Annotated in this window: 11 protein-coding genes; all 11 read left to right on the plus strand. The window is 72.6% G+C overall.

Features of this window, described 5'->3' with window-relative positions:
• The first annotated feature begins 195 nt into the window (after positions 1–195).
• The 11 genes from argC (at position 196) to tyrS (ending at position 11198) form a co-directional block, all read left to right on the plus strand.
• Complete coding sequence (argC, locus tag ACNTMW_RS18965; protein ID WP_426634988.1) at positions 196–1200, plus strand: N-acetyl-gamma-glutamyl-phosphate reductase; 1005 nt, start codon at positions 196–198, stop codon at positions 1198–1200.
• Positions 1197–2366, plus strand: coding sequence for a bifunctional glutamate N-acetyltransferase/amino-acid acetyltransferase ArgJ (gene argJ / locus ACNTMW_RS18970; protein ID WP_426634989.1), 1170 nt, complete (start codon positions 1197–1199; stop codon positions 2364–2366). Before argC ends, argJ begins: the two co-directional genes overlap by 4 nt.
• A complete protein-coding gene (argB, locus tag ACNTMW_RS18975) occupies positions 2363–3247 on the plus strand; it encodes an acetylglutamate kinase (protein WP_426634990.1) in 885 nt (294 codons plus the stop codon). Before argJ ends, argB begins: the two co-directional genes overlap by 4 nt.
• Before the next feature lie 76 nt (positions 3248–3323).
• Positions 3324–4490 (plus strand): acetylornithine transaminase, encoded by a 1167-nt coding sequence (locus tag ACNTMW_RS18980; protein WP_426634992.1) that lies wholly within the window; start codon positions 3324–3326, stop codon positions 4488–4490.
• A complete protein-coding gene (argF, locus tag ACNTMW_RS18985) occupies positions 4490–5401 on the plus strand; it encodes an ornithine carbamoyltransferase (RefSeq protein WP_426634993.1) in 912 nt (303 codons plus the stop codon). The genes ACNTMW_RS18980 and argF overlap by 1 nt, the downstream gene beginning before the upstream one ends.
• The gene (locus ACNTMW_RS18990) at positions 5398–5967 is read left to right on the plus strand and encodes an arginine repressor (protein WP_426634994.1); all 570 of its coding nucleotides are present in this window, start codon (positions 5398–5400) and stop codon (positions 5965–5967) included. Before argF ends, ACNTMW_RS18990 begins: the two co-directional genes overlap by 4 nt.
• Complete coding sequence (locus ACNTMW_RS18995) at positions 5964–7166, plus strand: argininosuccinate synthase (protein ID WP_426634995.1); 1203 nt, start codon at positions 5964–5966, stop codon at positions 7164–7166. The genes ACNTMW_RS18990 and ACNTMW_RS18995 overlap by 4 nt, the downstream gene beginning before the upstream one ends.
• 82 nt (positions 7167–7248) lie before the next feature.
• Positions 7249–8679: an argininosuccinate lyase gene (argH, locus tag ACNTMW_RS19000; RefSeq protein ID WP_426634996.1), complete on the plus strand. Its 1431-nt coding sequence runs from the start codon at positions 7249–7251 to the stop codon at positions 8677–8679.
• A gap of 151 nt (positions 8680–8830) precedes the next feature.
• Complete coding sequence (locus ACNTMW_RS19005; protein WP_426634997.1) at positions 8831–9100, plus strand: hypothetical protein; 270 nt, start codon at positions 8831–8833, stop codon at positions 9098–9100.
• Positions 9101–9155: 55 nt separating this feature from the next.
• On the plus strand, positions 9156–9797 hold the full coding sequence (locus tag ACNTMW_RS19010; RefSeq protein WP_426634998.1) for a DNA-3-methyladenine glycosylase: 642 nt from the start codon (positions 9156–9158) through the stop codon (positions 9795–9797).
• A gap of 132 nt (positions 9798–9929) precedes the next feature.
• Positions 9930–11198, plus strand: a complete 1269-nt coding sequence (gene tyrS, locus ACNTMW_RS19015; RefSeq protein WP_426634999.1) for a tyrosine--tRNA ligase — start codon at positions 9930–9932, stop codon at positions 11196–11198.
• The last annotated feature ends 508 nt before the right edge of the window (positions 11199–11706 follow it).

Consider the following 11706-nt stretch of genomic DNA (forward strand, 5'->3'; position numbering starts at 1 on the left):
GGTGGTCGGCCCGCAGCGGGTTGCCCCGCCGATCGTTGGACCGGTGGCGGGACGCCTCGGGGCCAGGCTCGTGGCGAACCCCCTCTCACCAGGCGCGACGTCGTGTCCGGTGTCACCCGCCGGCATCGGCGGTTTCCGGTTGCGCGCCCACCCGCACACCTATACAGTCGATCGCATAGTCATGCGGGAGGCGGTATGGGCATACGAATCGCGGTGGCCGGGGCGAGCGGGTACGCCGGTGGCGAGCTGCTCCGCCTGATCGCCGGGCACCCGTACTTCGAGCTCGCGGTGGCGACCGGCCAGAGCCAGGCGGGTGTCCCGATCGGTGCGGTGCACCCGCACCTGGCGACGCTGGCCGACCACGTGCTGACGGCGACCGACCCGACCGCGCTGGCAGAGGCCGACCTGGTGTTTCTCGCCCTGCCACACGGGGAGTCCGCAGCGGTGGCCGCGCAACTGCCGGCGCAGACCAAGGTCGTCGACCTGGGCGCCGACCACCGGCTGGTCGACCCCGACGACTGGGCCCGCTACTACCCGGGTGCGCACGCCGGGACCTGGACGTACGGCCTTCCGGAGCTGCCCGGCCAGCGCGCGAGGATCGCGGAGTCCACGAGAACGGCCGCGACCGGCTGCTACGCGGTGGCCACCATCCTCGCGCTGGCGCCACTCATCGCCACCGGTGCCGCCAGCCCGGACGACGTGGTGGTGGTCGCCGCCTCCGGCACCTCTGGCGCCGGCAAGTCCCCCAAGGCCCACCTGCTCGGCAGCGAGGTGATGGGCGACATCAGCCCGTACAAGGTGGGCGCGCACCAGCACACACCCGAGATCAAGCAGGCGACCGGGGCGCGGACGCTGTCGTTCACCCCGACCCTCGCACCGATGCCGCGCGGCATCCTGTCGACGGTGACGGCCGTTGCCGCCACGGACGTCGACGTCCGGGAGGTGCTGCGGGACGCGTACGCGGGCGAGCACTTCGTACGGGTGCTGCCCGAGGGGCGCTGGCCGCACACCGCGGCGACTTTCGGGTCGAACGCCTGCCACCTGCAGGGCACCGTCGACCTCGACTCCGGTCGGCTGATCGTGACGTCCGCGATCGACAACCTCGGTAAGGGCGCGGCCGGCCAGGCGGTCCAGTGCGCCAACCTGATGCTCGGCCTGCCGGAGACGGCGGGCCTGACCGCGAACGGAGTGGCACCATGAGTGTTACGGCCCCGAAGGGGTTCCGGGCGGCCGGTGTGACCGCCGGGCTCAAAGCGTCGGGCAGTCCCGACGTCGCGCTCGTCGTCAACGACGGCCCGGACGTCACCGCCGCCGGCGTGTTCACCTCCAACCGGGTGAAGGCCGCGCCGGTGCTGTGGAGCCAGCAGGTCCTGCGGTCGGGCTTCGTCCGCGCGGTCGTGCTCAACTCCGGTGGCGCCAACGCCTGCACCGGCCCGCAGGGCTTCCAGGACACCCACCGCACCGCCGAGCACGTGGCGGCCCGGCTGACGGCCACCGCCCGGCAGCCGTTCGGCGCCGCGGACGTGGCGGTCTGCTCGACCGGCCTGATCGGGGAGCGGCTGCCGATGGACAAGCTGCTGCCGGGGGTGGACGCGGCGGTACGCGGCCTGGTGCGCGACGGCGGGCCGGCCGCCGCCGAGGCGATCATGACGACCGACACCCGGCCCAAGAACACCGTGCAGGCCGGCGAGGGCTACACCGTCGGCGGCATGGCCAAGGGCGCCGGCATGCTGGCCCCGGCCCTGGCCACGATGCTGTGCGTGCTCACCACCGACGCGGTGGCCGACTCGGAGACGCTCGACGTCGCGCTGCGGGAGGCGTGCCGGGTGACCTTCGACCGGCTCGACTCCGACGGCTGCATGTCGACCAACGACACGGTGCTGCTGCTGGCCAGTGGCGCCTCCGGAATCGAGCCGTCGGCCGAGGAACTGACCGCGGTCGTCACCGCGGCCTGCCACGACCTGGCGCAGCAGCTGCTCTCGGACGCCGAGGGTGCCACCAAGGACATCGCCATCGAGGTCACCGGAGCCGCGAGCGAGGCCGACGCGGTGGAGGTGGGCCGCTCCATCGCGCGCAACAACCTGGTCAAGTGCGCCTTCTTCGGCAACGACCCCAACTGGGGGCGGGTCCTCGCCGCGATCGGCACCACGGCCGCGGAGTTCGACCCGGACGCGCTCGATGTGGCGATCAACGGGGTGTGGATCTGCCGGGGCGGCGCCGCCGGCGACGACCGGGCCAAGGTGGACCTGACCGGGCGCAAGATCGTGGTCCGGGTGGACCTGCACGCCGGGGACGCGGAGGCGACCATCTGGACCAGCGACCTGTCGCTCGGGTACGTGCACGAGAACTCGGCGTACTCGTCATGAACGGACGGGACCTGGGGATCGCCCTGGGCAAGGCGACCACGCTGATCGAGGCGCTGCCGTGGCTGACGGAGTTCCACGGCGCGACGGTCGTGGTCAAGTACGGCGGCAACGCGATGGTCGACAACGAGCTGAAGCGGGCGTTCGCCGCGGACATGGTCTTCCTGCGGTACGTGGGGATCAAGCCCGTCGTGGTGCACGGCGGTGGGCCGCAGATCTCGGCGATGCTGGGGCGCCTCGACATCGCCAGCGAGTTCCGCGGTGGCCTGCGGGTCACCACGCCCGAGGCGATGGACGTGGTGCGGATGGTCCTCGTCGGGCAGGTCGGCCGGGAGCTGGTCAACCTCATCAACGGGTACGGGCCGTTCGCGGTCGGGATGTCCGGTGAGGACGCGCAGCTGTTCACCGCCGTGCGGCGGGCCGCGTTCGTCAACGGCGAGCCGGTCGACGTGGGTCAGGTCGGCGACGTCGCCGAGGTCAACACGTCGGCCATCACCGACCTGATCGAGGCCGGCCGGATCCCGGTGGTGTCGACGGTCGCGCCGGACGCCGACGGCGTCCTGCACAACCTCAACGCCGACACGGCCGCGGCCGCGCTCGCGGTCGCGCTCGGGGCGCGCAAGCTCGTCGTCCTCACCGACGTCGAGGGGCTGTACGCGAACTGGCCCGACACCGACAGCCTCGTCAGCCAGCTCACCGCGGCGGAGCTGGACGAGCTGATGCCGGAGCTGGAGTCCGGGATGGTGCCGAAGATGGAGGCCTGTCTGCGCGCGGTCAAGGGTGGCGTACCGGCGGCGCACGTCGTCGACGGCCGGGTGCCCCACTCCATCCTGCTGGAAGTGTTCACCTCGGAAGGGTTCGGAACGATGGTGGTGCCGGCATGAGCGAGCGCAGCGAGCGAATCGAACGGCTCAGTCGCGTGGTGCCTCATGGCGGCACGGAGCGAAGCGGAGTGTCGGCATGAGGGTCCTGAACCAGTGGAAATCCTCCGTGATGAACACGTACGGGTCGCCGTCGCTGGCGATCGTGCGCGGCGAGGGCGCCGTCGTCGTCGACGAGGACGGTAAGTCCTACCTGGACCTCGTCGGCGGGATCGCCGTCAACGCGCTCGGCCACGCCCACCCGGCCGTGGTCGAGGCCGTGACCACACAGCTGTCGACCCTGGGCCAGGTGTCCAACCTGTACGCCTCGGGGCCCGCCGGCGCGCTCGCCGAGCGGCTGCTGGCTCTGGCTGGCGGCCGGCCGGGGGCGGTGTTCTTCGCCAACTCCGGCGCCGAGGCCAACGAGGCGGCGTTCAAGCTGTCCCGGCGCACCGGCCGTACCCACGTCGTCGCCACCGAGAACGCCTTCCACGGCCGGACGATGGGCAGCCTCGCGCTCACCGGGCAGCCGGCCAAGCGCGACCCCTTCCTGCCGCTGCCGGGCGACGTGACGCACGTGCCCTACGGTGACGTCGACGCGCTCGCCGCCGCGGTCACCGACGAGACCGCCATGGTCATCCTCGAGCCGATCCAGGGCGAGGCGGGCGTGGTGGTACCTCCGGCCGGCTACCTGGCCGCCGCCCGGGACATCACCGCCCGGCACGGCGCGCTGCTCGCCCTCGACGAGGTGCAGACCGGGGTCGGGCGCACCGGGTACTGGTACGCGTTCCAGGCCGAGGGGATCGAGCCCGACGTGGTGACCCTCGCCAAGGGGCTGGGCGGCGGCCTGCCGATCGGCGCCTGCCTGGCGTTCGGCGAGGCGGCGACGCTGCTCGGCCCGGGCGCGCACGGCACCACGTTCGGCGGCAACCCGGTCTGCTGCGCCGCGGCCCTGGCCGTGCTCGACACGATCGCCTCGCTGGACCTGCTCGGCCACGTGAAGCGGGTCGGCGAGCGGCTGCGTGACGGCATCGAGGCGCTCGACCATCCGCTCGTCGGCGCGGTCCGGGGCGCCGGGCTGCTGCTCGGGATCGTGCTCACCGAGCCGGTCTCGGCCGCGGTGACCGCCGCCCTTGCCGGTGCCGGTTTCCTGGTCAACCCCGTCCAGCCCGGGGTGGTCCGGCTGGCGCCGCCCCTGATCCTGACCACTGAGCAAGCGGACGCGTTCGTCGCCGCCCTGCCCGACGCCCTGGAGGCGGCACAGTAGTGATCCGGCACTTCCTGCGCGACGACGACCTGACCCCGGCCGAGCAGGCCGCCGTCCTCGACCTCGCCGCCACGCTCAAGGCCGACCGGTACGGCCACCTGCCGCTCGCCGGCCCGCAGTCGGTCGCGGTGATCTTCGAGAAGCAGAGCATGCGGACCCGTACCTCGTTCGAGGTCGGCATCGCCGAACTCGGCGGGCACGCGGTCATCATCGACGCTCAGTCCACCCACCTCGGCCGGGGCGAGACGATCGAGGACGCCGCGCGGGTGCTGTCGCGGTACGTGCGGGCCATCGTGATCCGCTCGCACGCCGACGCCCGGCTGGCGGCGCTGGCCGCCGGGTCGTCGGTGCCCGTGGTCAACGCGCTCACCGACGGCTTCCACCCCTGCCAGCTGCTGGCCGACCTGCTCACGATCCGCGAGCGCCTGGGCGGCACGGCCGGCCGGACGCTGGCCTACCTCGGCGACACCGCCAACAACATGGCCCACTCGTACCTGCTCGCCGGCGCGACCGCCGGCATGCACGTACGGCTGGCCGGCCCGCCCGGGTTCGACCCGGATCCGGCCGTCGTGGCGAAGGCGGCGCGGATCGCGGCCACCACCGGCGGCTCGGTCGAGGTCGGCCACGATGCGGGCGCCGCGGTGGCCGGCGCCGACGTGGTCGCCACCGACTGCTGGACGTCCATGGGGCAGGAGGGCGACGGGCTGGACCGGATCACGCCGTTCCGGCCGTACCAGGTCAACGCGGAGCTGCTGGCCGGCGCCAAGCCGCACGTGGTGGTGCTGCACTGCCTGCCGGCGCACCGCGGCGAGGAGATCACCGGCGACGTCCTCGACGCGAGCGCCGCCTGGGACGAGGCCGAGAACCGGTTGCACGCGCAGAAGGCCCTGCTGGCGTGGCTGCTGTCATGACCAGCGCACCGCAGACCAAGGCCGCCCGGCACGCCCGCATCGTCGCGTTGATCCGGGACCGCGCGGTGCGCTCCCAGACCGAGCTGGCCGAGTTGCTGGCCGCCGAGGGCACCCAGGTCACCCAGGCCACGCTGTCGCGCGACCTGGAGGAGCTGGGCGCGGTCAAGGTGAGCGGCGCGTACCTCATCCCGGAGGACGGCAACCGGCCGCTGCGCGCATCGGAGCAGGCGCCGGCCCGGCTGGTACGGCTGCTGCGCGAGCTGCTCACCGGCGCCGACGCCAGCGGTAACCTGGTCGTCCTGCGCACCCCGCCGGGTGCCGCCCAGTTCCTGGCCAGTGCGCTGGACCGCTCCGGCCTACCGGACGTGGTCGGCACGATCGCCGGCGACGACACCATCCTGGTCGTCGCCCGGGACGTCACCGGCGGTCCGGCGCTCGCCGACAAGCTCGCCGCCTGGGGCCGCACCGACAACGGGCCCGCGGCCGGCACCCCCGATACCCCCGACACCGCAGCCGCTCCCGGCGGCCCGCATACCACCCGTACAGATGAAGGGAGCCCGTCGTGACCGACCGGGTCGTGCTCGCGTATTCCGGAGGGCTGGACACCTCCGTTGCCATTCCGTACCTCGCCGAGAAGACCGGCGCCGAGGTCATCGCGGTGGCCGTCGACGTCGGCCAGGGCGGCGAGGACCTGGCCGTCATCCGCCAGCGGGCGCTCGACTGCGGCGCCGTCGAGGCCGAGGTCGTCGACGCGCGCGAGGAGTTCGCCGCCGACTTCTGCCTGCCGGCGCTGCGCGCCAACGCCCTCTACATGGACCGGTACCCGCTGGTGTCGGCGCTGAGCCGGCCGCTGATCGTGCGTCACCTGGTGGCGGCGGCCAAGAAGTACGGCGGCACGATCGTCTCCCACGGCTGCACCGGCAAGGGCAACGACCAGGTGCGGTTCGAGGTGGGCATCGGCGCGCTCGCGCCCGACCTGAAGGTCATCGCCCCGGCGCGTGACTTCGCCTGGACCCGGGACAAGGCGATCGCGTACGCCGAGGAGAAGGGCCTGCCGATCGACGTGTCACACAAGTCGCCGTACTCGATCGACCAGAACCTGTGGGGCCGCGCGGTCGAGACCGGGTTCCTGGAGGACATCTGGAACGCGCCGATCGAGGACCTCTACAGCTACACCCAGGACCCGACGGTGGTCCGGGACGCCGACGAGGTCGTGATCACCTTCGAGGCGGGCGTGCCGGTCGCGATCGACGGTGAGACCGTCACGCCGTACCAGGCCGTCGCCGAGCTCAACCGGCGCGCCGGCGAGCAGGGCGTGGGGCGCCTGGACATGGTCGAGGACCGGCTGGTGGGCATCAAGAGCCGCGAGGTGTACGAGGCTCCCGGCGCGATCGCGCTGATCGCCGCCCACCAGGAGCTGGAGAACGTCACGGTCGAGCGGGACGTGGCCCGGTTCAAGCGCACGGTCGACCAGCGCTGGGGCGAGCTGGTCTACGACGGGCTGTGGTTCTCGCCGTTGAAGAAGGCCCTCGACGCGTTCATCGCCGAGACCCAGCAGCACGTGTCCGGTGAGATCCGCATGGTGCTGCACGGGGGTCGGGCCACGGTGACCGGCCGCCGTTCCGAGGCCAGCCTGTACGACTTCAGCCTCGCCACGTACGACGAGGGCGACATGTTCGACCAGTCGCTGGCCAAGGGCTTCGTCGACCTGTGGGGCCTGCCCAGCCGGCTGGCCGCCGCCCGCGACGCCCGCCTGGAGCAGTGACCCGGTTTTATCGCGATCTTGGTGAGTTTGACATCGTGGGGCGGTGTCGAACTCACCAAGATTCACATAAGGAGCGTGAGGCATGACCCAGACCGACGGACCGACGCGACTGTGGGGTGGCCGCTTTGCCGGCGGTCCGGCCGAGGCCCTCGCGCGCCTGAGCGTGAGCGTCCAGTTCGACTGGCGGCTCGCCCCGTACGACCTGGCCGCCTCCCGGGCGCACGCCCGCGTGCTGGCCCGGGCCGGTCTGCTCGACGCCGAGGAGCTGGGCCGGATCCTGGCCGCGCTCGACGACCTCGAGTCGGCCTGCGCCGCCGGTGAGTTCCGGCCGACGATCGAGGACGAGGACGTGCACACCGCCCTGGAGCGCGGCCTGCTCGAGCGCCTCGGCTCGCTGGGCGGCAAGCTGCGCGCCGGACGGTCCCGCAACGACCAGGTCGCCACCGACCTGCGGCTGTACCTGCGCGACCACGCCCGTGGCGTCGCTGCTCGGATCGTGGAGCTGGCCGACGCCCTCGTCGAGCAGGCCGGCCGGCACATCGACACCCCCGCGCCGGGCTTCACCCACCTGCAGCCGGCGCAGCCGATCACGTTCGGCCACCAGCTCCTCGCGCACGTCCAGGCGCTGCTGCGCGACCTCGACCGGCTGCGCGACTGGGACCGCCGTACCGCCGTCTCGCCGCTCGGCTCCGGTGCGCTCGCCGGCTCGTCGCTGCCGCTGGACCCGGCTCTGGTCGCCCGGGAACTGGGCTTCGACGCGCCGGCCGCGAACTCGATCGACGCGGTCGCCGACCGTGACTTCGTCGCCGAGTTCCTGTTCGTGGCGGCCCTGACCGGCGTGCACCTGTCCCGACTGGGGGAGGAGGTCGTGCTCTGGACCACGCCGTCGTTCGGCTGGGTCGAGCTGGACGACGCGTTCGCCACCGGCTCGTCGATCATGCCGCAGAAGAAGAACTCCGACATCGCCGAGCTGGCCCGGGGCAAGTCCGGCCGGCTGATCGGGCACGTCGCCGGGGTACTGGCCATGCTCAAGGGCCTCGCGCTGGCGTACGACCGCGACCTGCAGGAGGACAAGGAGCCCGTCTTCGACGCGGTCGACACGCTGGAGCTGGTCCTCCCCGCGCTCGCCGGCATGATCTCCACGATGACGGTACGGGTGGACCGGCTCGCCGCGGCGGCGCCCCGTGGGTACACCCTGGCCACCGAGGTCGCCGACTGGCTGGTGCGCCGGGGCGTACCGTTCCGGGACGCGCACGAGATCACCGGCAAGCTGGTGATGATCTGCACCGCCCGGGACTGCGCGCTCGAGGACGTGTCCGACGACGACCTGGCCGCGTGCAGCCCGCACCTGACCCCCGAGGTCCGTGAGGTGCTGTCGGTACGCGGTGCGCTCGCGGCCCGGACCACGCCGGGCTCGACCGGCCCAGGGCCGGTCAGCGAGCAGTTCGCCGCCGTTTCCGACCGCCTGCAGGCGTGGCGGGAGTGGACCGCGCAGTCGGTCGTACCCCGGTAGCGGCGAGCGGCCGGTCGTCCCCAGCGCCGGCGGTCGGGGTACCGGCCGCCGGCGCCGCCGTCCCGCATCGCGACACGACCGGCCCTGCGCGCCGAGCGCTTGCCCTGGTCACCTACTGTCGAAGCGTACTGTTGTATCGGCGGAGGGAAATATGGCCATGCACGCGCGGCGCAGATGGGTGCCGGTAGTCGCGACGTCCCCGCACGACCGGGTCGGCGTACTGCCGGCCGGGTGGTGGCCGGAGACCGCGGCGGCGTGGCCGACGAACCCGCGTTACGTGTCGTCGCGCGGCCCGCGCGACATCCAGCCGCCCACCGACCGGTTCTCCGCTGCCGAGACCTGCCACGAGGCCCTGCACCGGGACGCCACGATGCGGGCCGCCCTGCTCAACCGGGCCCGCCGGGCACCGCGTACGCACTGATCGCCCCGGCGGTACGGTCGTCGTCGACCGCACATTCACACCGGGGAGCGCGTACGTGAGCCAGGACCTGGCCGACCTGCTGGCCGGCCCCGCCGAGGTGGCCGCACCCGGGCTGCTCGGCTGCCTGCTGACGGCGGGCGGGGTGACGGTACGGCTGAGTGAGGTCGAGGCGTACGCCGGGACCGGAGGCGACCCCGCTTCGCACGCCCACCGTGGCCGCACCCCGCGCAACGAGGTCATGTTCGGCCCGCCGGGGTACGCATACGTCTACTTCACGTACGGCATGCACTGGTGCATGAACGTCGTCTGCGGACCCGCCGGCGAGGCGGCGGCGGTTCTGCTGCGGGCCGGTGCGGTCGTCGACGGCATCGAGACCGCCCGCGCCCGCCGCCGGCTGCGGGTACCCGACGACCGCCAGCTGGCCCGCGGCCCGGCCCGGCTGTGCGCGGCCCTGGGTATCGACCGGTCGGTGTACGGCACCTCCCTGCTCGGCGGGGGACCGGTCACGCTGCACCCGCCCGCCGAGCCGGTACCGGCCGAGCTGATCCACGCCGGCCCCCGGGTCGGCGTGACCGGCGGGCACGACACCCCGTGGCGCTTCTGGATCACCGGAGACCCGACGGTCAGCGAGTACCGCCGGCACGTACCGAAACGGACGGCGGGCGTCACCGCGCGTCCGACCCGCCCGGGTCGGTGAACGCCGAGCGGGTGCGGGCCGGCCGGCGTCAGGGGCCGGCGCCGGGCCGTCGGAGCCGAACGGCCGGTCACAACCGGGTTCGGCGCGAAACCGGTTGTGACCGGCGCGCACCGATGGGGGACAATCGCGGACGTGACCGACGTACTCGATGACTTGCAGTGGCGCGGCCTGATCGCGCTCTCCACCGACCTCGATGCCCTGCGGGCGGAGATGGCCCGTGGGCCGATCACCTACTACTGCGGCTTCGACCCCACGGCGCCCAGCCTGCACGTCGGTAACCTGGTTCAGATCCTCACCGTGCGCCGTCTCCAGCGGGCCGGCAACAAGCCCCTCGCCCTGGTGGGCGGCGCCACCGGTCTGATCGGGGACCCGCGCCCACAGTCCGAGCGGACCCTCAACTCGCGTGAGACCGTTGCCGGCTGGGTCGACCGTATCCGCGCGCAGATCGAGCCGTTCCTGGACTTCGACGGCGAGTACGCCGCCCGGATGGTCAACAACCTGGACTGGACCGAGGGGTTGTCGGCGCTGGACTTCCTGCGCGACGTGGGCAAGCACTTCCGGGTCAACAACATGCTCGCCAAGGAGGCCGTCAGCGCGCGGCTCAACTCCGATGCCGGGATCAGCTACACGGAGTTCAGCTACCAGATCCTGCAGGGAATGGACTTCCTGGAACTGTTCCGGCGGTACGGCTGCCGCTTGCAGACCGGTGGCAGCGACCAGTGGGGCAACCTGACCGCGGGTAGCGACCTCATCCGCCGGGTCACCGGGGAGTCGGCGCACCTGCTGGCGACGCCGCTGGTGACGAACGCGGCCGGGGAGAAGATCGGGAAGTCCACCGGCGGCGGCAACCTCTGGCTCGACCCGGAGATGACCAGCCCGTACGCGCTCTACCAGTACTTCATCAACGTCGACGACGCGACGGTCGGGCAACTGTTGCGGATCTTCACGTTCCTGGACCGGGAGGAGATCCTGGCCCTGGAGAAGGAGACCGCCGAGCGCCCCGCCGCCCGCGTCGCCCAGCGGCGCCTCGCCGAAGAGGTCACCCGACTGGTACACGGCGAGGAGGAGACCCGCGCGGTCATCGAGGCCAGCAAGGCGCTGTTCGGCCGGGGGGACCTCGAATCGCTGCCGCCGAGCACACTGCGGGCCGCGCTGGCCGAGGCCGGTCTGGCCGAGATCCAGGGCTCGCTGCCGCCGGTCGCGGCGCTGCTGAAGGAGTCCGGCCTGGTCTCGAGCATGAACGAGGCCCGGCGCACGATCGCCGAGGGCGGTGCCTACATCAACAATGAGCGGGTGACCGACGCCGAGGCCGCCGTACCCGACGACGCGCTGCTGCACGGACGGTGGCTGGTCCTGCGCCGGGGTAAGAAGACGATCGCCGGGGTCGAGCTGGTCCGGTAACCGCCAGGACGAGGCGGGACTGGCGCCCGCCAGCGAGGTGTTGGGCGTGCCTGCCGCCGTCCGCGAGGACGGCGGCAGGCACGGATCCCGGAGGCTGTCAGGGCCGCCGGGACTCCATTCCGACGTCGTGGCGTTTGACCTTCGCTGCCGCCCGGTTGTGCGCCTGGTGCGCGCGCCGGTGGCCGGGAATGCCACTCGGGGAACCGGCGTCGAACCGGGGATTGTCCGGTCCGTGCCGACGATGTCGGTGCGGGATGGACCCGCCGGCCGGGGATTAAAGTTCCCCGGTCGGCGCTGTACCAACGGTTCATCCGGCACACGTCACGGATGTGACGCGGGACAAGGTCGGCAGATTTGACGATCGGGATCCGGACCGCGTAATTTTCTCTCTGCCCGCGGGGCCGCTGGAGATCATCTCTGGTGGTGATGCGGGTCCGGGCGGGTGGCGCGGTGCGCCGGCCTCGACCGGTTGCCCGATGGCGGCGGCGGTTTCACCGAATCGATGGAC

This window comes from Planosporangium spinosum (assembly GCF_049999945.1).
Taxonomy (GTDB): domain Bacteria; phylum Actinomycetota; class Actinomycetes; order Mycobacteriales; family Micromonosporaceae; genus Planosporangium; species Planosporangium spinosum.

Bases quoted from the DNA above. Each gene is read 5' to 3' on its own strand.
- ACNTMW_RS18980 (WP_426634992.1), top strand. From the start codon at position 3,324: ATGAGGGTCCTGAACCAGTGGAAATCCTCCGTGATGAACACGTACGGG.
- argC (WP_426634988.1), top strand. From the start codon at position 196: ATGGGCATACGAATCGCGGTGGCCGGGGCGAGCGGGTACGCCGGTGGC.
- argJ (WP_426634989.1), top strand. From the start codon at position 1,197: ATGAGTGTTACGGCCCCGAAGGGGTTCCGGGCGGCCGGTGTGACCGCC.
- argB (WP_426634990.1), top strand. From the start codon at position 2,363: ATGAACGGACGGGACCTGGGGATCGCCCTGGGCAAGGCGACCACGCTG.
- argH (WP_426634996.1), top strand. From the start codon at position 7,249: ATGACCCAGACCGACGGACCGACGCGACTGTGGGGTGGCCGCTTTGCC.
- ACNTMW_RS19005 (WP_426634997.1), top strand. From the start codon at position 8,831: ATGGCCATGCACGCGCGGCGCAGATGGGTGCCGGTAGTCGCGACGTCC.
- ACNTMW_RS18990 (WP_426634994.1), top strand. From the start codon at position 5,398: ATGACCAGCGCACCGCAGACCAAGGCCGCCCGGCACGCCCGCATCGTC.